Annotated in this window: 17 protein-coding genes; 8 read left to right on the top strand and 9 right to left on the bottom strand. The window is 66.2% G+C overall.

Features of this window, described 5'->3' with window-relative positions; genetic code table 11:
* Positions 1–66 precede the first annotated feature (66 nt).
* Positions 67–1,368, top strand: a complete 1,302-nt coding sequence (locus RMO01_RS02135; RefSeq protein WP_309627404.1) for a cation:dicarboxylate symporter family transporter — start codon at positions 67–69, stop codon at positions 1,366–1,368.
* 13 nt (positions 1,369–1,381) lie between these two features.
* Here the strand turns inward: RMO01_RS02135 and RMO01_RS02130 are convergent, their stop codons facing one another.
* A complete protein-coding gene (locus tag RMO01_RS02130; RefSeq protein WP_309627403.1) occupies positions 1,382–1,777 on the bottom strand; it encodes a hypothetical protein in 396 nt (131 codons plus the stop codon).
* Positions 1,778–1,915: 138 nt separating this feature from the next.
* Between RMO01_RS02130 and RMO01_RS02125 the strand changes: the two genes are divergently transcribed.
* Positions 1,916–2,251 carry a GIY-YIG nuclease family protein gene (locus RMO01_RS02125; protein ID WP_309627402.1) on the top strand — a complete coding sequence of 112 codons (336 nt, stop codon included), beginning with the start codon at positions 1,916–1,918 and terminating at the stop codon, positions 2,249–2,251.
* A gap of 230 nt (positions 2,252–2,481) precedes the next feature.
* On the opposite strand, the gene RMO01_RS02120 is transcribed toward RMO01_RS02125, so the two are convergent.
* The 7 genes from RMO01_RS02120 to RMO01_RS02090 all read right to left on the bottom strand — a co-directional run bounded on the left by RMO01_RS02120 (position 2,482) and on the right by RMO01_RS02090 (position 12,728).
* A complete protein-coding gene (locus RMO01_RS02120) occupies positions 2,482–3,120 on the bottom strand; it encodes a hypothetical protein (RefSeq protein ID WP_309627401.1) in 639 nt (212 codons plus the stop codon).
* A gap of 45 nt (positions 3,121–3,165) precedes the next feature.
* Positions 3,166–3,513, bottom strand: coding sequence for a hypothetical protein (locus RMO01_RS02115; RefSeq protein ID WP_309627400.1), 348 nt, complete (start codon positions 3,511–3,513; stop codon positions 3,166–3,168).
* A gap of 133 nt (positions 3,514–3,646) precedes the next feature.
* Positions 3,647–6,949, bottom strand: a complete 3,303-nt coding sequence (gene carB / locus RMO01_RS02110; protein WP_309627399.1) for a carbamoyl-phosphate synthase large subunit — start codon at positions 6,947–6,949, stop codon at positions 3,647–3,649.
* Positions 6,950–6,961: 12 nt separating this feature from the next.
* On the bottom strand, positions 6,962–7,237 hold the full coding sequence (locus tag RMO01_RS02105) for a hypothetical protein (protein ID WP_309627398.1): 276 nt from the start codon (positions 7,235–7,237) through the stop codon (positions 6,962–6,964).
* Positions 7,238–7,441: 204 nt separating this feature from the next.
* Complete coding sequence (locus RMO01_RS02100) at positions 7,442–10,684, bottom strand: TonB-dependent receptor domain-containing protein (protein WP_309627397.1); 3,243 nt, start codon at positions 10,682–10,684, stop codon at positions 7,442–7,444.
* 320 nt (positions 10,685–11,004) lie between these two features.
* Positions 11,005–11,712, bottom strand: a complete 708-nt coding sequence (locus RMO01_RS02095; RefSeq protein WP_309627396.1) for an HAD family hydrolase — start codon at positions 11,710–11,712, stop codon at positions 11,005–11,007.
* Between the two features lie 53 nt (positions 11,713–11,765).
* Positions 11,766–12,728, bottom strand: a complete 963-nt coding sequence (locus RMO01_RS02090) for an acyl-CoA thioester hydrolase/BAAT C-terminal domain-containing protein (RefSeq protein WP_309627395.1) — start codon at positions 12,726–12,728, stop codon at positions 11,766–11,768.
* 103 nt (positions 12,729–12,831) lie between these two features.
* Here RMO01_RS02090 and RMO01_RS02085 point away from each other — a divergent pair, with 103 nt between their 5' ends.
* From RMO01_RS02085 to RMO01_RS02070, 4 genes are all read left to right on the top strand, one after another.
* Positions 12,832–13,542 (top strand): SDR family NAD(P)-dependent oxidoreductase, encoded by a 711-nt coding sequence (locus tag RMO01_RS02085; protein ID WP_309627394.1) that lies wholly within the window; start codon positions 12,832–12,834, stop codon positions 13,540–13,542.
* 210 nt (positions 13,543–13,752) lie between these two features.
* The gene (gene carA / locus RMO01_RS02080; RefSeq protein ID WP_309627393.1) at positions 13,753–14,910 is read left to right on the top strand and encodes a glutamine-hydrolyzing carbamoyl-phosphate synthase small subunit; all 1,158 of its coding nucleotides are present in this window, start codon (positions 13,753–13,755) and stop codon (positions 14,908–14,910) included.
* 1 nt (position 14,911) lies between these two features.
* Positions 14,912–15,868, top strand: a complete 957-nt coding sequence (locus RMO01_RS02075) for a hypothetical protein (RefSeq protein WP_309627392.1) — start codon at positions 14,912–14,914, stop codon at positions 15,866–15,868.
* Positions 15,869–15,885: 17 nt separating this feature from the next.
* Positions 15,886–17,019: a patatin-like phospholipase family protein gene (locus tag RMO01_RS02070; RefSeq protein WP_309627391.1), complete on the top strand. Its 1,134-nt coding sequence runs from the start codon at positions 15,886–15,888 to the stop codon at positions 17,017–17,019.
* Between the two features lie 193 nt (positions 17,020–17,212).
* Here the strand turns inward: RMO01_RS02070 and RMO01_RS02065 are convergent, their stop codons facing one another.
* Positions 17,213–17,479: a hypothetical protein gene (locus RMO01_RS02065; protein WP_309627390.1), complete on the bottom strand. Its 267-nt coding sequence runs from the start codon at positions 17,477–17,479 to the stop codon at positions 17,213–17,215.
* Positions 17,480–17,678: 199 nt separating this feature from the next.
* Here RMO01_RS02065 and dnaG point away from each other — a divergent pair, with 199 nt between their 5' ends.
* Entirely contained in the window at positions 17,679–19,550 is a 1,872-nt protein-coding gene (dnaG, locus tag RMO01_RS02060; RefSeq protein ID WP_309627389.1) for a DNA primase, read from the top strand.
* A 93-nt stretch (positions 19,551–19,643) separates the two neighbouring features.
* Positions 19,644–21,082: sigma-70 family RNA polymerase sigma factor (locus tag RMO01_RS02055; protein WP_309627388.1), on the top strand; the 1,439-nt coding region annotated here is incomplete at its 3' end.

Genomic DNA, 21,082 nt, shown 5'->3' with positions numbered 1-21,082 from the left:
ACCCTAGCACGCCCCTGTGAAGGTTCGCGCTGGCGTCTGGCGACGCCGGTGCTTAGCGTCGGCCCCATGACCCGATCCCGTACCGCCGTCCTCTTCACCTCGCTCAGCCTCTGGGTGATGGTCGCCCTTGTGTGCGGTCTCGCGGCGGGCGCGGCGGCCCAGGCCTGGGGCATCCCCGGCGGAACCGGCGCGGTGGCCGTCATCGACGGCCTCGGCCAGTTGTGGCTCAACGCCCTGCGGATGACGATCATTCCCCTGGTCTTCAGTCTTCTGGTCACCGGCATCGCCTCGATCGCCGACGCCGCGGCGACCGGCCGTCTGGCGTTGAAGGCGATCCTCGTCTTCGCCCTGCTGCTGTTGGCCGCGACGGCCTACGCCTTCGCCTCGTCGCTGGGCCTCCACGCCCTGTGGCCCATCGGCGCCGAGGGCTCGACTGCCTTGCTGGCCGGCGCCCCGCCCGAGGCCGCGCGCCAGGTGGCCGAGAATGTCGGCGGCGGAGGTTTCAGCGCCTTCCTGACCAGCCTTGCGCCCGCCAACCCGATCCGGGCCGCGGCCGACGACGCGATCCTCGCCATCGTGGTCTTCGCCATCGTCTTCGGGTTCGCCACCACCCGGCTCGACGCCCGCCTGCGCCAGCCCGTCGCCCTGTTCTTCGAGGCGGTCGCCAATACGATGATCGTCATTGTCCAGTGGGTGCTGGCCGTGGCGCCGCTCGGCGTCTTCACCCTTGCCTTCGGTGTTGGTTTGCGCGCCGGCCTCGGCGCCGCAGGGGTGCTGGGCCATTACATCGCACTGGTCTGTCTCAGCCTGATCGGCCTGATCCTGCTGATCTATGTCGTCGCCACCCTCGCCGGCCGCATCGGTCTCGGACGGTTCGCCCAAGGGATCGCACCGGCCCAGGTCGTCGCCTTCTCGACCCAGTCCTCCCTCGCCTGCCTGCCCATCATGGTGGAGCGGGCCATCGACCGCCTCGGCGTTTCGGCCGCCACCGCCGGTCTCGTCCTGCCCCTGGCCGTGGCCGTCTTTCGCATCACTTCGCCGGTCGCCAACCTGGCGGTCGTGATCTATGTCGCGAAGCTGACGGGGACCGAGATCACCACAGCCGCCATGCTCGCCGGAGGCCTCGCCGCCCTGGCCGTCAGCGTCGGCACCGTGGGCCTGCCCGGACAGGTCAGCTTCTTCGCCTCCATCGCCCCGATCTGCCTGGCCATGGGCGTGCCGCTGGAGGTCCTGCCGCTGTTGCTGGCGGTCGAGGTCGTGCCCGACATCTTCCGCACCGTCGGCAACGTCACCGCCGATCTGGCGGCGGCGCGGATCGTCGAGGGCCGTGACGCCGCCGCCGACCCGGAACCCGGCGCCGGCATCTAGCCGCCCTCCGCCCCTAGCCCGCCGTCCACCTCAGCTTCTGCAACGCGGTCGCGGCGCGCAGCAATGCGGTCGCCTCTTCGGTCTTGCCCCGACTCAGCAACCCGGCTGCCAGGCGCACGGTCTCGCGTAGTGCCTGATGCGGATCCATGGGCCGGATCTGCCCGGTCTCGACCAGCCTCTCCAGACCCCCGTCCCACTCATCCGCCCCGCCCCGGATCGGCTTCAGGTCGATCTGTCGGGCATAGGTCTTGCGCGTCCAGCCCTCGATGATCGCGCGACGCCGCAGATTGGCCAGGCCGACGTCGAACCGACGCGCCACGGACGGCGCCGACTCCCCGGCGATATAGGCCTGCCGGACCCGCGCCCAGGTCTCCGGCCCACGATATTTGCGCAGACGATGGTGTTCCATCCGCACAGCCTGCCATGCGTCTGCGTCGGAAGCGGTCGCAGGTGGAACTGCGACGGGATCGCAGGAAAGTCAGCACCGATTCTTATTTACCCGGGTAAAAAACCGGCGTATATATATCCGGATTAAAAGGAGGTCGCCATGACCCAGTCGGATCGCAACGCCCTGATCGCGGCCTACAAGGGGCGCAAGACCGTCGCCGGCGTGTTCGCCGTCATATGCAACGCCACTGGCGAGGTCTGGGTGGGACGCAGTGTTCATGTCGAGACGCACCGGAACGGGCTGTGGTTCTCGCTCAGGATGGGCGGCTATCCCAACCCCGGGCTTCAGACGGCGTGGCGCCTGCATGGCGGGGACGGCTTCAGGTTCGAAGAGCTCGATCGGCTTTCGACCGACCTTTCCAGCCTGGAGCGCGACGGGGAGCTGAAACGCCGCGCCGCGCTTTGGCAGGCCCGCCTCCAGGCCCGCGCCCTGTAGCCGCCGGTCCCTCGATTGCGCAGTCGGCGCAGTGTGCAGGGAAACGGCATAGCCGGTCTGGTCAAACTGGCCCGTTTCTGCGGACAATGACTGGTCGAAATCGTCGGGAACTGGTCGCGGGCCGCAATCACGGCAAAACCCGCTTTCCGAGATCTCCGCCGGGCGTGAAAAGACGGTCCGAAGCCAGGCTCCGGACCGCCGTCATCGACCGTATTCAGCTGCGAAGAGGCCTATCGATAAAGGCCGCGTTCCCGGTTGATCTCTTCGGACGTGTACGGCTGGGCGCCGGCGTCGAAGCCGGACCAGCCGGTCTGACGATAGGCGTCGCCGCGCGCGGACGAATCGTAGCCGCGACGTCCCTGAAGGATGGCCTCGAAGCGCTCCTTCTCGTCGCCATCGGCCTTGACACTGACCAGGGTCCCGCCGCGACGAACGCCCTCGGAATAGACATTGGCCTCGTCGTCGCTGTGTCCGGCTTCCTTCAGCGCGCCGAGAAGACCGCCGGTCGCACCGCCGGCAGCCGCGCCGACCGCAGCGCCGACAGCTGTGGACGCCAGCCAGCCTGCAGCGACGACCGGACCCAGGCCCGGGATCGCCAGCATGCCCAATCCGGCCAGAATGCCTGCGCCTGCGCCCAGTACGCCGCCCGTGGTCGCGCCCTTGCCGGCGCCGTCGGCGACGTCATTCTCGCCGTCGCCGTTGCGGTCACCCAGCGGGCCTTCGCTGCCGCCGGCCGAGCCGGAATGCCAGTTGTCCGTGTTGTTGGACACGATGCTGATCTTGTCGTGGGAAACGCCGGCGGCTTCCAGTTCGGCGACGGCGTCGAGGGCTTCGGTGTGGCTGTCGAACAGCCGTGTGACGGTGGCCATGTATGGCTCCTTGGATATGTTGGGGGGAGGAGGGGTCGACGCGGCCTATTGAGGCGTCACGACGCCCTTGTAATCGACCGAGACGGTCGTCGAGGCGCCGCCCGAACGGGTGGCCTGGGCTTTCCAGATGCCTTGTTCGTCCTGGGTCAGCGGGCCCGAAACGACATAGCCCTGCTTCTCGATCGCTTCCTTCGCCTGGCCTTCGGTGAAGGAGTTGGCGCCGGGCGTAAGGGCGGCCTTTTCGGCGTTTTCCTGCGTATCGATGGCGGGATTGGCCGGGGCTTCCGCACTGGACACGGCGGGGCCTTCGACAGGCGCATCGGCGCCGTCACTATTGCCGCAGCCGACGAGCAGAATGGATGTCGCCGAGAGGGCGAGGATGGTTTTCAACATTGAGCATTCCCTTCCAAGATTGCTCAACCGGAAGAGATAGACGCCCTGTTCGTTCCTAAGGCCAAGGTTCGCAAGGCCAGGATAGTTCAGATCGGGGCCGGATTGCTCACGGGAACGATCCGGCCCGGAGATCTCAGTGCGCGTAGTCCTGGATCGGCCGGACCTCCAGCGTATCCGCCTGGATCGCCCCGATAGCCTGGGCGGCGGCGAGCGCCCCCGCCGAGGTCGTGTAGTAGGGCACCTTGGTCATCAGGGCCGAGCGACGCAGGCTGAAGCTGTCCTGCAGCGACTGCTTGCCCTCTGTCGTGTTGATGACAAGCTGGACGTCGCCGTTCTTGATCGCGTCGACGATGTTCGGACGCCCCTCCAGCACCTTCTTCACGAAGCCGACCGGCAGGCCCTGCTGGACCAGATAGGCGTGGGTGCCGCCGGTCGCGATGACCTCGAAGCCCTGTTTCAGCAACAGGGTCACGGCCTCGACGATGAAGGGCTTGTCGTCGTCCTTGACCGACACGAAGGCGCAGCCTTCGGTGGGCAGGACGGTGCCGCCTCCGATCTGTGACTTGGCGAAGGCGCGGGCGAAGGCCGGGGCCATGTCGACCTCGCCGGGACGCTTGAAGTCCAGGCCCATGACCTCGCCGGTCGAGCGCATCTCGGGGCCCAGGATGGTGTCGACCCCTGCAAAACGGGCGAACGGGAACACCGCCTCCTTGACCGCGATATGGTCATAGGGAACGTCCGTCAGGCCGAAGGAGGCGAGGGGAACGCCCGCCATGACCTTGGCGGCGATGGCCGCGACCGGCTGGCCGATGGTCTTGGCCACGAAGGGCGCGGTGCGCGACGCGCGCGGGTTCACCTCCAGCACGAAGATGCGCGGGCTTTCGCTGTGCGGCTCTTCGATGGCGAACTGCACATTCATCAGGCCGCGCACTTTCAGCGCCTTGGCCATGGCCTCGGTCTGGCGCTTCAGCTCGGCGATGGTCTCCGGCTTCAGCGACCACGGCGGCATCGAACAGGCGCTATCGCCCGAGTGGACGCCGGCCTCCTCGATGTGTTCCAGAACGCCCGCGACGAACACCGTCTCGTCGTCGCACAGGGCATCGACGTCCACCTCGGTGGCGCGGTTCAGATAGTGGTCGATCAGGACGGGATCGGAGCCCGACACCCGCATGGCCTCGCCGACATAGCGGTCCAGCTGCTCGCGGTCGTGGACGATCATCATTCCGCGTCCGCCCAGCACATAGGAGGGACGCAGGACGACCGGATACCCGACCTCCTCGGCCTTCTGGGCGGCCTCCTCGGCCGAGCGCGCCAGGCCGTTCGGCGGCTGCATCAGGCCGATGTCGTTGAGCATGACCTGGAACCGCTCGCGGTCCTCGGCCAGGTCGATCGAGTCCAGCGAGGTGCCGAGGATCGGAATGCCGTCCTCATGCAGGGCATGGGCCAGCTTCAGCGGGGTCTGGCCGCCGAACTGGACGACGACGCCGATCAGGTCGCCCTTGGACCGCTCGACCTCGATCAGTTCCAGCACGTCCTCGGCCGTCAGCGGCTCGAAATACAGACGGTCGGACGTGTCATAGTCGGTGGACACGGTCTCCGGATTGCAGTTGACCATTATGCTTTCGACGCCGATGTCGGCGAAGGCGAACGCCGCGTGGCAGCAGCAGTAATCGAACTCGATTCCCTGCCCGATCCGGTTCGGCCCGCCGCCCAGAATTATCGCCTTCTTTCTGTCAGTTGGCTCGGATTCGCAGAGCGGAATCTGGCCGAGGGCGCCGGTCTCGTAGGTCGAATACATATAGGCGGTGGCCGAGGCGAATTCGGCCGCGCAGGTGTCGATCCGCTTGAACACGGGACGCACGTTCAGGCCGCGGCGGGCGTGACGAACGGCCTTTTCGGTAGCGCCGGTCAGCTGGGCCAGACGGGCGTCAGAGAAGCCCTTGGACTTCAGCTTGCGGAACTCGGTCGGGTCGGTCGGGAGGCCCTGGACTCGGACGTGGCCCTCGGTGCGGACGATGTCGGCGATCTGGCGCAGGAACCACGGCTCGTAATAGCAGGCGGCGTTGACCTCCTCGACCGACAGGCCGTGACGGAAGGCCTGGGCGATGACGCGGATCCGGTCCGGCGTCGGCTGGCCCAGGGCCCGGATGACGGCGGCGCGCGCCGAGGCGTCGTCCTCGACATCGACGGTGCCCTCGATCTCGATTTCGTCGAAGCCCGACAGGCCGGTCTCGAGACCGCGCAGGGCCTTCTGCATCGATTCCTGGAAGGTCCGACCGATGGCCATGACCTCGCCGACTGACTTCATCGAGGTGCCCAGCAGGGGCTCCGACCCCGGGTATTTCTCGAAGGCGAAGCGCGGGATCTTGGTCACGACATAGTCGATCGACGGCTCGAACGAGGCCGGCGTCACCATGGTGATGTCATTGGTCAGTTCGTCCAGCGTGTAGCCGACGGCCAGACGGGCGGCGACCTTGGCGATGGGGAAACCGGTGGCCTTTGAGGCCAGGGCCGACGAGCGCGACACGCGCGGGTTCATCTCGATCACGACCATCCGGCCGTCGGCCGGGTTGATCGCCCACTGGACGTTGGATCCGCCGGTCTCGACGCCGATCTCGCGCAGCACATTGATCGAGCCCGTGCGCATGCGCTGGTACTCTTTGTCGGTCAGGGTCAGGGCCGGGGCCACCGTGATCGAATCGCCGGTGTGCACGCCCATCGGGTCGATGTTCTCGATCGAGCAGATGATGATGCAGTTGTCCGCCTTGTCGCGGACGACCTCCATCTCGTACTCCTTCCAGCCGAGCACGCTCTCCTCGATCAGCACCTCTGTGGTGGGGCTGAGGTCGAGCCCGCGCAGCACGATTTCCTCGAACTCCTCGCGGTTGAAGGCGATGCCGCCGCCCGTGCCGGCGAGGGTGAACGACGGACGGATCACGGCCGGCAGGCCGACGAACTCGAGCCCGTCCAGCGCCTCTTCCATATTGTGGGCGGCCTTGGACTTGGGCGATTCCAGGCCCAGCTTGTCCATGGCGTCACGGAATTTCTGGCGATCCTCGGCCTTGTCGATGACATCGGCCTTGGCCCCGATCATCTCGACGCCGTACTTCTCCAGCACCCCGTTCGCATCCAGCGCCAGCGCCGTGTTCAGCGCCGTCTGCCCGCCCATGGTGGGGAGGAGGGCGTCGGGCCGCTCCTTCTCGATGATCTTCTCGACCATCTCCGGCGTGATCGGCTCGATATAGGTCGCGTCCGCCATGTCCGGGTCGGTCATGATCGTGGCCGGGTTCGAATTGACCAGGATGACCCTGTACCCCTCGGCCTTCAGCGCCTTGCACGCCTGCACCCCCGAGTAGTCGAACTCGCAAGCTTGCCCGATGACAATGGGGCCCGCCCCAATAATCAATATGGATTTCAAGTCTGTACGTTTGGGCATGGCGCTCTGGTCTTAGTTCGTCACGACCGCGCACTCCCAGCCGTCGTAGTCCAGCTGAAAGGCCGCGGCCCAGGATTGCATCATGGCGCTGACGGGGGCGAAGGACGCCTCGTCGACCGCCATGGTCGTTTCAAGAATGGTGCTGTCGTCATGACCCTTGGTCAGGAACCCGGCCCGACGCGCGACCTCGTTGAGGTCGTCATGGTCGCCTTCGCCGTAGAAGTAGAACAAAGTGTGGCGCGGCGTGATCCCGCTGTCGCCATGCGTCAGCAAGGACGCGCGGATCATTGCATCCCTGTCTTCGTGGCTGATGACGTCGTCGTGCAGGGTCGTTTTCTTTCGCGCGCGAACGCCCGTCGGCAGGAGGCTGCGCGGCAGGTTCGGTTCAGGTTGTCGGCTAAGCGGCCCGTCTAAAGACGGCGAGCCGGGGGGGCAACGAAAAAAGGGCGGCCCCTCGCGGGGCCGCCCTGTCAGTCTGGCCTGCTCATGGATCTAGAACGGGCGGAAGTTCACACCGACGAAGAACCGGCGGCCGTACGGGTCGAAGTTGGAATAGAGCGTCTGGCCCAGGGCCGGGCTTTGCTCCTCGTCGAAGGCATTGACCACGCCGAACCGCACCGTCGTGTCCTCGCGGACATTGTAGCGGACCGTGAAGTCGTTCCGCACGAAGTTCCCCGTGTCGTTGTACTGAGTGTCGCGGTTGTCGGCGTTCAGCACGAAGTCGCGATTGCGCTGGATGTTGTTGGCCGACTGCCAGTCCGCCGTCCAGTTCACGCTCCAGATGTCGTTGGGGGTGTAGGTCAGCGACGAGGTGAAGCGGACGTTCGGATAGAACAGGTTGCCACGGTCCGAGGTGAAGTTCGTGGGCACCGCCGGGTCCAGGAAGTTCTCCTGCTCCAGCAACCACGAGCCAGCGATCGAATAATCCAGACGACCCCAGGCACGGCCCATCATCTCGTCGAAGTCGTACCCGTACCGGGCCGTGAAATCGAGACCGCGCGTGGTCAGGGCCGCATAGTTGCCGGCTCCTTCGATGAAGCCGCCGACGGGGTCGTTGGCGGGGGCGCCCAGTCCGAACGGGATGTCCGGGTTGTTGCGGAAGATGCTGGCGCAGGCGGTCGAGTTCAGGCTGGGTCCGCTGACGCAGTTGTTGGCCGCCGTCTGGGCCGACACGAAGGCGATGACCTGATCCAGCTCGATCTCATAGTAGTCGAGTACGAGGCTGAAATTCGGGATGAAACGGGGCTGGAGCGCCACCGAGAAGGTGAAGGATTCGGATTCCTCCGGGGTCAGGAGCGGGTTGCCGCCCGTGAGGCCCGAAACCCCGCCGGAGTAAATCGGGTTAAAATCGTCGGTGTTGGTCGCCGTGACGCCATTGAAGTCGAAGGTCCGGCCCTGCTGCTGGGCTAGGGCGGTGCAGTTGGCGACGCGGTTGGCCCTGATGTCGGCGTTCTGAACGATAATGCTGGCGGTGGCGCAGGGATCGACGAAGCCGTTGGCGAACGTCTCGCCCAGGGGGCCGAAATTCTCACTCAGGTCCGGCGCCCGGAACGAGGTGTTGAAGCTGGTCTTGAAGGTGATGTCGGCGATCGGCCGATAGACCAGATTGACGCCGTAGACGTCGCCCGTTCCGGCGGTGGTGTAGTCGAAGGTCCGGTAGGATCCGCTCAGCTCCGCATACTCACCCAGGAACGAGTCGCGGAACAGCGGCACGGAGAGTTCGCCGAAATACTCGTCGCTCTGGTATTCTGACCCTGGGAAGTCCGGTCCGCCGTTCAGGAACAGTGCGCGGCCGGCCGCCGAGGCGTCGCGGCCCACGGCTTCGGTGTATTCGCGGCGATGCTCGTAACCCAGGGCGATGCCAATCGCGCCGGCGCCCCAGAAGTCCCAAAGCTGGCCGGAGACCGAGCCGATGAAATCTTCCTGTTCGTTGCGCTCGGTGTAGTTGACCGAGGCGTTGATGTAGTCGCGGGCCGCCTGGCTCTGGTTGCCGACGCCGAAGATGTTCAGCGGCTGACATTGAGCGACGGCATCGCGACCGACCTGGCTGTCACCCAGGTCGTTGAAGGGCAGGAAGTAGTCGTCAAGCGGCAGGCCGCGGGCGTCCAGCAGACGCGAGCGGCAGACGATGGCGCCGGGCGTACCGAGAACGCCCGCTGTGTCGCGAACCGCATCCGCCGCGAGGTTGACGCGCAGGGCGTCGGTGCCCGTCTCGGTCTCTTCGACCTCGACCTGACCGTAGGTGTAGGACAGGGTCCAGTTGAGGTTCTTGACGAAGCTGACCTGATCGTAGTTGCCTTCGAGCCCGACGACGTAGCGTTGCAATTCCCGCGTCGAGATCTGGTCACGGTCTTCGCCGAACAGGGTATGGCGCGCGTAGGGCGCGGCCGCCGTACCTGTCGCGACGCTGGCGGAGCCGGCGGTCGGCGGAGCGTAGGTGGTGATGCGATTGGCGTAGATCGCCTGACGCAGGTTGTCGGGGATGTAGGCGTTGTCCGCGATCCGCAGACCTTGCAGATTGAAGAAGTTGTAGTTCGAGCCGATCTGGTTCGCGGTGGTAGGGCCTCCGTAGAACGTGTTCGGCAGGCCGTCTCCCAGGATGAAATCGTAAAAGTCTGGCTGAGACGAGAACTCGGTGTCCTCGGTGACGTATTTTGCTTCGGCGGTCGCCGTGATGCTGCTGCTCAGGTCGAAGGTCGCGCCGACTTGGTAGCGCTGGGATTCGGACTGCGGAACGCGGGTGATCGTGCTGAAGGTCGCCGGGTTGTCGCCGTCGCCGCCGATGTTGTTCGGACGGTTGGCGCCGGTGTTGCCGATGCGTGTGCCGAAGTTGGCGAGGCGCGCCGCCGGTCCGTCGAACACATAGGTCAGGCCGGGCTGAACCGAATAGCAGGTGGTGCTGGTGACGGCGGCGCAGTTGGCGAACGGCACGTCAGGATCGTTCAGCGCGGAGGCTTGCTGATTGTTGGCCAGGGTCGTCTGGCCCCAGCGCGGGCGCTGAAGGGTGACGTAGCCGCGGAACAACTCGTTGTCGCGCTGGCCGTCGAAGCGGGATGCGGCCGGGTCGGCATCGACGCCGAGCAGGGTGGTCGAGTCGCGCAGCCAGTCGATGTCCAATGAGTTGACGGCGTCCAGCTGCTCGTATTCGGCGAAGGCGTAGACATTCAAGCGATCGTCGAAGAAGTTGTGCCCCAACAGGGCGGAGATGCGCTGCGACGCCTCGCCGTCCTGGTTGATCTGGCCGTAGTTGGCGTCGATCTCCAGACCTTCGAAATCCTTGCGCAGCACGAAGTTCAGCACGCCCGAGACCGCGTCTGCGCCATAGACCGACGAGGCGCCCCCAGTGATGATTTCGACGTTCTGGATCAGCAGACGCGGGATGGTGTCGACATCGACCGACAGGGTGCCGCCGGCCGAGCCGACGTGACGGCGACCATCGACCAGGGTCAGGGTGCGACCGGCACCGAGCGAGCGAAGGTTGGCGAACGACAGGCCGCCGATACCCAGCACGCCCGTCGTATCGGACGGCACCTGCGAGTTCGACAGGGCAGGAATGGTGGCCAGATAGTCGATCACAGTCGCCTGACCGGTCGTCAGCAGTTGCTCGCGCGAGACCTGGATCAACGGCGTCGGCGCGTTGACCGGATCGCGCCGAATGCGCGAGCCCGTGACGACGATCTCGTCAAGTTGGGCGGACTCTTCTTCCTGTTGGGCCGTGACGTCGACGGGCGCCAAGGTGTCCTGAGGCCCAACAGCGGTCGGGGCGGTCGAAGGGGGCGTGGACTGGGCGAGAACAGGGCTCGCCAAAGCGAGTGCGCCTGAGATGATGGAGGTCGCGAGGAGGCGGGAACGCAAGACGGACATTAAAGATCTCACTGAACAAACGCTTTTTCGCCCCCAAGGGCGTGCGCTTCTGAGCGAGTCAGAAACCGTCAGGCAGTATCGAGGTCAAGCGTTGCAGGAGAAAATAGGACGCTATTTCGTTGTTATACTAACACAGTTCAAAATATCGGAGATCTTTAACTGGGACAATCCGATATCGGGAACTTAATCAGTCAATCCACGTTCATCTGCGTTTTCTCTATCCAGGCGGGCAGGTCGGCGATCGTCGTCAACAGGCCGAAGCGGGGGTGATCCACCGGCGGCTCGGCGATCTCGTGGGCCCAGGTGACATGATACGGGATGTGCACGGCGAAGGCGCCCGCCTCGATGGCGGGGATGACGTCCGACTTCACCGAATTGCCGGCCATGACGGCTTCGTCCGCCCCTGTGCCGTGACGGGCGAAGACGCGGTCGTAGGTTCCGCGATCCTTCTCCGAGACGATCTCGACGGCGGCGAACAGGTCGCCCAGGCCTGAGGCTGCCACCTTGCGCTCCTGGTCCATCAGGTCGCCCTTGGTGATCAGGATCAACCGATACCGCTCAGACAATTTCGCCAAGGCTTCATCGACGCCGGGCAGGGTCTCGACCGGATGGCCGAGCATCTCGCGTCCGGCGGCGAGGATCTCGCGCACGACCTCGGGCGGTGCGCCGCCGTCGCACAATTCCATCGCCGTCTCGATCATCGACAGGGTGAAGCCCTTCACCCCGTAGCCATAAAGGCGAAGGTTACGGCGCTCGGTGTCGGCCATCCGCGCCTCGATCGTCGCCTCGTCGCCGTGGTCGGCCAGCAGGTCCACGAACCGCGCATGGGTCAGGCGGAAGATGGTCTCGTTGTGCCAGAGGGTGTCGTCGGCATCGAGGCCGACCGTGGTGATGGTCATGCCGCCGTCTCGCCCAAGGCATCGGGGGACGCAAGTCCCTGATGCGTCTGACCTCAGTGCGACAGCGCCTCGCGCAGGAAGGCCAAAACGCGGGGCCAACCGTCGGCACGGGCGGAGACCAGGGCCGGGATCGTGCCGCCGACACTGAGCACCGTCTGCAGCGCCGGGGCGTTGGGATCGCGGATCGGCGGGCCGAAGACGGCGTGGCCAGCCTCCGGATAGGCGAGGTTGACGACCGGAAAGGCGAAGTCATGGGCCTGGAGGCGACGCTCGATGCGCGCGGCCATGTCGGCGGACGGCCACAGGGTGTCGGCCTGGCCCGAGATCATCAGGACGGGTCCGGCGATACGCTCGACCGGAATCTCCGCCTCGGCCGGGGCCGCGTCCATGGCGCCGGCGTACAGGGCGAAGATGCTGATGAAGCCCCGGCTGAAGTCGTAGGGGGTATGGGGTAGCGGCTGGCCTCCGACCGTCCAGGACGAACCCGTGGCCCCACCGGTCTGGTCGATGCCTTGCCAGACCAGATGCGAGGGCACGCCGACGGCGACGGCCTTGATGCGCGGGTCGCGGCTGGCGGCCACCAGGGCCAGTTCGGCGCCCTTGGATACGCCGACGATGGCGACAGGACCGGTGGCCTCGAGTCTCGTTTGAAGCCAAACCAGCGCGGCGCCGACGGGCTCGATCGGGATTTCGTTCAGGCGTGGGGATTGTCCCGCCTCGCCGAAGTAGGAGACGGCGATGGCGTTGAACCCATCGGCCGCCAGACGTCGGGCGAGGTTGCGCGAGCCGCCCAGCCCGCCCTCGGACCCGCCCAGCACGATGACTGCGCCGCGCGAGGCTATGGCCGGATCGGCGGCGAAATAGTCAGCGACGAGATCTTCCCTGCGAACCTCCTCTGCCGGCGCAGCCGAGGCGACAGAGGCAGAGGCAGTGGCCGGGGTTTGGGCGCAGGCGGCGGCGGCGCTGCAGGCGAGCAGAAGTGTAGCGAGCAGGGCGGTTGGGGTAGAGAGTGACATCGCAAGTTCTCCCACGTAAAAGAACTTTGTATTACAAAGTGTATGGGAATGCAAGAGCGCGGCGTGATGTCTGATTGCTCTTCTCTTCTGGAGGGCGTTGATCATGGGCATGCATCCCCTCGATCAAGACGTCGCTTCCGCTGTGGTCATCGGCGCCTCTGGCGGCATCGGCGCGGCCATGGCCGATTTGCTGGAGGCTTCCGGACGCTTCGCTACGGTGCGCCGCCTGTCCCGGTCGATGACGGGACTGAATTTGGAGGATGAAGAGAGCATCGCCACAGCCGCGGCGCGAGTTGCCGGGGCCGGCGCGCCGACGCTGATTTTCGTGGCGACCGGCGTGCTGCATCACGGGGAGACCCCCGAACGCTCGTTCAGGACGATGACGGCGGACCATCTGCTGCGCGACTACCGCGTCAACACGGTGGGTCCGGCGCTTGTCGCCAAGCATTTCCTGCCGCTGCTGCCCCGCGACCGGCGTGCCGTGTTCGCCACCCTGTCGGCGCGGGTTGGATCGATCAGCGACAACCGACTGGGCGGCTGGCACAGCTACCGGGCGTCCAAGGCGGCGTTGAACATGATCGTGCGCAACCTGGCGATCGAGATGGCGCGCTCCCATCCCCAGACGATCGTGGCGGGCCTGCATCCGGGGACCGTGAATACGGGGCTGAGCGAGCCGTTCCAGCGAGGGGTCGCGGCAGCGAAGCTGTTCTCACCGGCCGTCTCTGCGGAACATCTGCTTGGCGTCCTCGACGGCCTGAACCCGGCGGACAGCGGTGGTGTCTTCGCCTGGGATGGTGCGCGGATTCCAGGCTAGCCTTCAGGAAACCGTCCGCTTGACGATACCGGACCGCGTCGACCTGACCTCGGGTGCGCCTGCCTCGGCAGCAGGACGGCTTCGGGCTGCGGAGGCGGGTTTCGCGAACGGAGGGTCATGACGGCTTCGACCGGCAGCGTTGACCGCATCCCGGCATCCCTTTAGTCACGCCGCCGTTTGTTCGCCGGGATTCGGTGTAAGGGGACGGCCATGACCGCACAGCTTCTTCCCGGCGCGACCGGCGTCCTCGCTCTCGCCGACGGCACAATCTTCCAGGGTATCGGGGTCGGCGCGACCGGCTCGGCCCTGGGCGAGGTGGTCTTCAACACCGCCATGACCGGGTATCAGGAGATCCTGACCGACCCGTCCTACATGAGCCAGATCCTGGCCTTCACCTTCCCGCATGTCGGCAACACCGGGACGAACGTCGAAGACATCGAACAGATGGGCGGCGGCTCGGATACCTCGGCGCGGGGCGCGATCTTCCGCGACCTGCCCACCGACCCGGCCAACTGGCGCTCCGACGCCAGCTTCGATGTCTGGATGAAGCGGCGCGGCGTCGTTGGGCTCGCGGGAATCGACACACGAGCGCTGACCCAGCGGATCCGGGATCACGGCGCGCCGCATGCGGTCATCGCGCACGATCCTGACGGGAACTTCGACCTCGACGCTTTGGTCGCCCAGGCGCGCGAGTGGACCGGCCTTGTCGGCCTCGACCTGGCCAAGCCCGCCTCGACGCTGCAGGCGTTCGAGTGGGACGAGGGTCTGTGGGAATGGCCGGAAGGTCACCCGAAGACCAACGGGCGCAAGAATGTTGTCGTCGTCGACTATGGCGTGAAGCGGAACATCCTGCGCGCGCTCGCCTCGACCGGCGCGAAGATCACCGTGGTGCCGGCGACGTCCACGGCCGAGGAGATCCTCGCCCGGTCGCCGGACGGCGTCGTCCTGTCGAACGGGCCTGGCGATCCGGCGGCGACGGGCGAATATGCGGTGCCGGAAATCAGGAAGCTGGTCGAGAGCGGCAAGCCGGTCTTCGGCATCTGCCTGGGTCATCAGATGCTGGCCCTCGCCCTCGGCGCAAAGACCGTGAAGATGGACCAGGGCCACCACGGTGCGAACCATCCGGTGAAGGATCTGACGACCGGCAAGGTCGAGATCGTGTCGATGAACCACGGCTTCACGGTCGATCGCGACAGCCTTCCCGACGCGGTGGTCGAAACACATGTGTCACTGTTCGACGGTACCAACTGCGGCATCCAGTTGAAGAACCGTCCGGTGTTCAGCGTCCAGCACCACCCGGAGGCCTCTCCGGGGCCGACCGACAGCCTTTATCTGTTCGACCGGTTCAGTGAGTTGATGAAGGCTTAGCATGACCAGTTCCACGGCGACCTCGGCCTATCTGGGCTGGCTCGCCGTCGCGCTGGGGAAGGATAGGGGGGCGTCCCGAACCTTCACGGCGGCTCCGGACGACCTCGTGCTGGGGTATGCGACCGGCTACGATTCTCAAGACATCGCGCCCTTCCTGAGGTCGTTGCGCGCCGTCTTCGACGGCGAGATCGCCCTGGTCGTGGATGACCGGCCTGATGTCCGCGATCTGCTGGAAGAGCATGACGCGCGCTGCCTGCCGGCTGAGTCCGTCGACGGCTGGGAGCCCCATGCCGTCGTGGCCCGGTTCGCCGCCTTCGATCGCTGCCTGGCGGACTGGCCCGGGGCGAGGAACGTCCTTCTGACCGACGTGCGCGACGTCCTGTTCCAGCGGCCGCCGTTCTCGCCGGCGCCGACGGGACTGGAGGTCTTCGTCGAGGGCGACGCCCTGGGCAACCACGCCTTCAACATGAAATACCTGCGCGCCTTGGCCGGAGACGGCATGGCGACCGAGCTCGCTTCGGCTCCGGCCATCTGCGTCGGCACCGTCATGGGGCCGGCCCGTGAGGTCGCCCGGTTTTGTCGCATGGTGCTGATGCTGGCGGCTATCCCGCGTTCGGAGATCGGCGGGGCGTTCGGTGCGGACCAGGCGGCCTGCAATATCGCAGTGCATCTGGGGCTGGTCGACGCTCAGGTTCGCGAAAACTACGGCCGGGTGGCCACCATAGGCCTGACGCCTGGCGACACCCTGACGTTCGTGAATGGCGACGTGGTCAATCCCGACGGTTCCGTAAGCGCCATCGTCCACCAGCACGACCGCCATCCGCATCTGGCCGAGGCGACGCATCGCCGCTGGGGGGGAGGGCTGGAGGTCCGCGAGCGGGTCCGACCCAAGGGCGTCGCCGAACGAGGCCGTCGTCTGCGCCAGTCGCTTATGCGCCGCCTGCCCGAACTGCGCTGACGTGGTAGGGTGAGGTCATGCCCGTTCGCCTGATCCTCATCGCCCTCGTCCTAATGCTCGGCGGCTGCGCCAGCGGCGCGCGCTCGTCGTTCGATATGCAAGACCGGGAGGGCGCGCGGCCGATGGGATTGACGTCGGCGCCCAACCATCCGATCCGCGTCTATCTGGACGCCGAGGACCGGGCCGCGATCTTCCAGCAAGCGTTCCGTGAGGGCGTGCCGGTCGGCGCCGACGGCCGGCTGGACTTCATCGCCCTGTCCGGGGGCGGCTCGAACGGAGCCTTCACCGCCGGACTGATGAAGGGCTGGAGCGAGACGGGCGAGCGGCCGGACTTCGAGGTCGTAACGGGCGTGTCGACAGGAGCGCTGGCAGCGCCGTTCGTCTTTATGGGACCGGACTACGACGACGAACTGGCCGAGGCCTACACCGGCGGCGCTGCAGCGGGTCTGCTGCAGTCCCGGGGGCTGGGCGCCCTGATCGGGTCGGGTATCTACAGGTCCGAGCCCTTGCGGGCCCTGGTCGAACGGTTCGTCGATGAGGAACTGTTGCGCGCGGTCGCCGCGGAGTACGCCAGGGGGAGGGTGCTGCTGGTCGCCACCACGGATCTGGACTCCCAGCGCGGGGTCAGCTGGGATCTGGGCGCGATAGCCACGCAAGGCACGCCGGAAGCCCTGGAGCTGTTTCGCAGCGTGCTGGTCGCCTCCGCCAGCATTCCCGGCGCCTTCCCGCCCGTCTTGATCCAGTCCGATAACGCAGGCCTCTATTTTGAGGAGATGCATGTCGACGGTGGGGTGACGACGCCCTTCCTCGCGGTGCCGGAGACTCTGTGGTCGTTCAAGGAGCCGTCTGACACCCTGCGCGGCGCCCGCTTCTATGTGGTCGTCAACGGGCGGACGAACCCGACCTTCGGGATCACCAAGGACACGCCGCAGGGGGTTCTGGGGCGCAGTATCGACATCCTGTTGCGCGCCTCCATGTTGACGACGCTGGCGGGCAACCATGCCTTCGCCGACCGCAACGATCTGTTCTTCAGGTACGCCGCCCTGCCCGATGACTCCGAGGCCTCCGCCCTGGACTTCAGCGTGGAGTCGATGAGCGCCGTCTACGAGGCTGGCCGTCAGGGTGCGATTTCCGGCGATGCCTGGCGCTAGGCTCCCTGCGCGTGCGGCTTGTCCGGACGAAACACAGCGGACGAAACGGACGAACCTTCGCAGAGTGCGGCAAAGCTCCGGGCTCGCGCCCGGCCATCAAGTCAATTCATCTGTCAAAGACCCCAAGACCGGAGATGGGGAGCGCACAGACGAACTCAAGGCCTTGCGCGGAATAAAATCCTATGACGGGGATCTATGGAATCGGCGCGAAACTGCGCTCTTCGCGCAGCGCACAGGCCTTGCGCACCGCGACCGGGGCGGCATGCAGCCAGTAGGCGGCGTCCTCCGGGCGGTCGGCGCGCTTTCGTTCCAGGCCACGCAGGCGCCGCTGGGCGGCGTTGGCCAGCAGGCGGGCGTGAAGTGCGCGCGGGTTCAGCTCATGGACAGCAGGGGCGTAGGGTACGGCGACGGGATCGGGTCCGATGGGCTCGACCGCCGGGTGGGCGATGGCGATGAACATGGAAACGGCTCTGGCTCGAAAGGGTGGTCGGCTATTCTGCGCCGGCGTGAACAGTGGATTAACCCTGTCTCCTGTGGATAGTTCCCCAATCGGTCCAAAAAATGTCATGACAAAACATGAACTTAAGGTCGTGATTTGGCCTTTTTAGTTAATGAGAGGTTAACCGCCATGCCCGCCCGTCGCACGCTATAGAGGGCGGGTGCGTTTCGATGACCGCTTCCTCGAAGAACTGAAGGCCCGCCTTCGCCCGTCCGACGTGATCGGGCGGTCGGTGAAGCTCAAGCGTCAGGGACGCGAGTGGGTGGGGCTGTCACCCTTCTCCAAGGAGAAGTCGCCGTCGTTCTTCGTCAATGACGACAAGGGCTTCTTCCACGATTTCAGCTCCGGAAAGCACGGCGACGTCATCTCCTTCCTGCAGGAGACCGAGCGACTGAGCTTCCCGGAGGCCGTCGAACGTCTGGCCGCCGAGGCCGGGATGCAGATGCCTGCCGAGGATCCGCAGGCCGCCGAGCGTGAGGCGAAGAAGCAGGGCCTCGCCGACTGGATGGACCTGGCCCAGAAATGGTTCGCGGCCAATCTGCGCCGGTCGACCGGTAAGGCCGCGCGGGAATACCTCGAACGGCGCGGCCTGCCCGAAGATCAGTGGGAACGGTTCGGTCTGGGTTATGCGCCGAACGACCGCGAGGGGCTGAAGCAGGCCCTGGTCCAGCGGGGCGCCAAGCCGGGCGACCTGGTCGAGATGGGGATGCTGATCTCGCCCGAAGGCGGCGGCGCGCCCTACGACCGGTTCCGCGACCGGTTGATGTTCCCGATCCTCGACGCGCGCGGACGTCTGGTCAGCTTCGGCGGCCGGGCGATGAACCCCGACGACCGGGCCAAATATCTGAACGGGCCGGAGAGCCCGCTCTTCCACAAGGGCGCGACCCTGTACGGCCTGCCCGAGGCGCGGCGGATACTGGGGGCGGAATCGAAGTCGACCCAGGCCGTGATCGTGGTCGAGGGCTACATGGACGTCATTGCCTGCCAGCGCGCAGGCCTGCCGGCCGTGGCTCCGATGGGCACAGCCCTGACCGAGGACCAGATGGCTCTGTTGTGGCGGGTGTCGTCAGAGCCGGTTCTGTGTTTCGACGGCGATGGGGCCGGGCAGCGCGCCGCCTATCGCGCCATCGAACGCGCCCTGCCGCTGTTGAAACCGGGCCGGTCGTTCCGCTTCGCCCTGCTGGAGGGCGGGCAGGACCCAGACGATATCCTTCGCGACAAGGGCGCCCCGGCGTTGCGTCAGGCGATGACCGAGACACGGACGTTCGCCGAGGTCCTGTTCCGTCGGGAGGCCGAGGCCGAGCCGCTGGATACGCCCGAACGTCGCGCCGGGCTGAAGGGGCGACTGCGCACGGCGGCGGCGGCGATTCAGGACAAGGATCTGGCCGAACAGTATCGGCGTGAACTGTTCGACCGGTTCGACGCCCTGTTCCCCAGCCGGCCCGCGCCCCAGCAAAGGCCGCAGCAGGCGGGTAGTCGCTGGAAGCCGGGGCCTCCGCCGAAGCTGGGCCAGACCGCAGAGGGCGCCTCTGCCATGCAGGCGCTGAGCCGGTCGATAGAGCCGATCGCGGCGGCCCTGGCGCACGGAGCCATCGAAGACCCAGAGCGGATGGACGATCATCTGGAAGCCATCGCCTCGCACGGCTTTGGCGATCCGTCCCTGGACGGGCTGGCGCAGGAGCTTGTTCGGCTGCGGTTTGGCGGTCAAACGCTTGACAGCGCGGCGTTGCGTCGCCATCTCGCGACCTCCGGACACGATGCTTTAGTGCGCGAGGTCGAGAAGGCGGCGGCAAAGTCCGGCGCGCCTTTCCTGGCCGCAAGTGCGCCCCTCGCCGAAGCAAGGGTCCGGTGGTCGCAAGGCTTCGACGCCCTGACCCGCGTTGCGGGACTGGACGCGGCGCTGGCGTCAGCGAAGTCGGGGGCGGATCACGCCTTCGACGCATCCGCCTTCAGTCGTCTGAAGGCGGAGCGCGACTCATTGCGACGAGCCATCAAGACCGGGACGATCTGGGACGACGAGGCGGGTTCGTAACGAACTCCGCGGCTGTGCGTTCTATTTCGGAACATATGTTGCATTTTTGCCGAGGGGCCGGCGGGGTCCTGACGGCGCGGAGAATTTGACTGAATGACGGATACGCAGGAACCGCCTGAGTCCACGTCCACAGACGGGCCTTTGCTTGATCTGACGGATGCTGGCGTCAAGAAGTTCATCAAACAGGCCAAGGCGCGTGGCTATGTGACGATGGAGGAGCTGAACAAGGTTCTGCCTTCGGAAGAAGTCACGCCTGACGCCATCGAAGACACCCTGGCGATGCTCAGCGAGATGGGCGTCAATGTCGTGGAGGCCGAGGAAGACGCGGCGGAGACCACGGGCGGCGAAGTCGCCGAACGCGCGGAGACTTCGGTCACCGAGGGCGACGCCAAGCCGACCTACGACCGGACCGACGATCCCGTGCGCATGTACTTGCGCGAGATGGGCTCGGTCGAGCTGCTGAGCCGCGAGGGCGAGATCGCCATCGCCAAGCGGATCGAGGCCGGTCGCGACGCCATGATCAGCGGCCTGTGCGAAAGCGCCCTGACGTTCGAGGCCATCATGGTCTGGCGCGACGAACTGGCCAACAACCGCATCCTGCTGCGCGAGGTCATCGACCTGGACGCCACCTACGGCGTGCTGAACCCGTCGTCCCTGCCGCACAACCAGCCCCAGCCCCCGATCCCCGGCCAGCCCGTCGCGCCCAAGCCGGAGCCCGAACCCGGCTCGGCGGAGGCCGCCGAGGCCGAGAAGGCCGAGCAGGACGAGGAGGACGAAGACTTCGACGACGGCGGCGGGATGTCGATCTCGGCCCTGGAGGCGGAGCTGCGCGACGGGGTCATGGAGACCCTGGACGCGATCGCCTCGGACTTCGACGCCTTCCGCAAGCTGCAGGAGAAGCTGGTCGACACCCGGCTGAAGGGCGAGGACCTGAGCGTCAAGGACCGCAAGGCCTATGACACCCTGTCGGCGGCCATCTCGGGCCGGCTCAAGACGCTGAAGCTCAACAACAACCGTATCGAGGCCCTGGTCGAGCAGCTGTATGCGATCAACAAGCGCCTGATCGGTCTGGAAGGCCGTCTGCTGCGCCTGGCCGACAGCTACGGCATCTCGCGCCCCGAGTTCCTGAAGGCCTATTTCACCCGCGAGCTCGACCCCAACTGGTCCGAGACCGTCAAGGAAATGGGCGTCCGCTGGACCAAGTTCAGTGACGACCAGTCGACCCAGATCGCCACCATCCGCAGCGACGTTGCGGCCGTGGCGACCGAGGCCGGCCTGCCGATCGACGACTATCGCCGCATCGTCCAGACCGTCCAGAAGGGCGAGCGCGAGGCCCGTCAGGCCAAGAAGGAAATGGTCGAGGCCAACCTGCGCCTCGTGATCTCCATCGCCAAGAAATACACCAACCGCGGCCTGCAGTTCCTGGACCTGATCCAGGAGGGCAACATCGGCCTGATGAAGGCGGTCGACAAGTTCGAATACCGCCGCGGCTACAAGTTCTCGACCTACGCCACCTGGTGGATCCGTCAGGC

It is taken from the genome of Brevundimonas sp., from assembly GCF_031412435.1.
Taxonomy (GTDB): Bacteria; Pseudomonadota; Alphaproteobacteria; order Caulobacterales; family Caulobacteraceae; genus Brevundimonas.
This window is presented reverse-complemented; position numbering and strand designations above follow the sequence as displayed.

Coding starts and splice junctions, on each gene's coding strand:
- RMO01_RS02085 (WP_309627394.1), top strand. CDS start 12,832: ATGGGCATGCATCCCCTCGATCAAGACGTCGCTTCCGCTGTGGTCATC.
- RMO01_RS02125 (WP_309627402.1), top strand. CDS start 1,916: ATGACCCAGTCGGATCGCAACGCCCTGATCGCGGCCTACAAGGGGCGC.
- carB (WP_309627399.1), bottom strand. CDS start 6,949: ATGCCCAAACGTACAGACTTGAAATCCATATTGATTATTGGGGCGGGC.
- RMO01_RS02065 (WP_309627390.1), bottom strand. CDS start 17,479: ATGTTCATCGCCATCGCCCACCCGGCGGTCGAGCCCATCGGACCCGAT.
- RMO01_RS02095 (WP_309627396.1), bottom strand. CDS start 11,712: ATGACCATCACCACGGTCGGCCTCGATGCCGACGACACCCTCTGGCAC.
- RMO01_RS02115 (WP_309627400.1), bottom strand. CDS start 3,513: ATGTTGAAAACCATCCTCGCCCTCTCGGCGACATCCATTCTGCTCGTC.
- carA (WP_309627393.1), top strand. CDS start 13,753: ATGACCGCACAGCTTCTTCCCGGCGCGACCGGCGTCCTCGCTCTCGCC.
- RMO01_RS02130 (WP_309627403.1), bottom strand. CDS start 1,777: ATGGAACACCATCGTCTGCGCAAATATCGTGGGCCGGAGACCTGGGCG.
- RMO01_RS02075 (WP_309627392.1), top strand. CDS start 14,912: ATGACCAGTTCCACGGCGACCTCGGCCTATCTGGGCTGGCTCGCCGTC.
- RMO01_RS02120 (WP_309627401.1), bottom strand. CDS start 3,120: ATGGCCACCGTCACACGGCTGTTCGACAGCCACACCGAAGCCCTCGAC.
- RMO01_RS02070 (WP_309627391.1), top strand. CDS start 15,886: ATGCCCGTTCGCCTGATCCTCATCGCCCTCGTCCTAATGCTCGGCGGC.
- RMO01_RS02135 (WP_309627404.1), top strand. CDS start 67: ATGACCCGATCCCGTACCGCCGTCCTCTTCACCTCGCTCAGCCTCTGG.
- RMO01_RS02105 (WP_309627398.1), bottom strand. CDS start 7,237: ATGATCCGCGCGTCCTTGCTGACGCATGGCGACAGCGGGATCACGCCG.
- RMO01_RS02090 (WP_309627395.1), bottom strand. CDS start 12,728: ATGTCACTCTCTACCCCAACCGCCCTGCTCGCTACACTTCTGCTCGCC.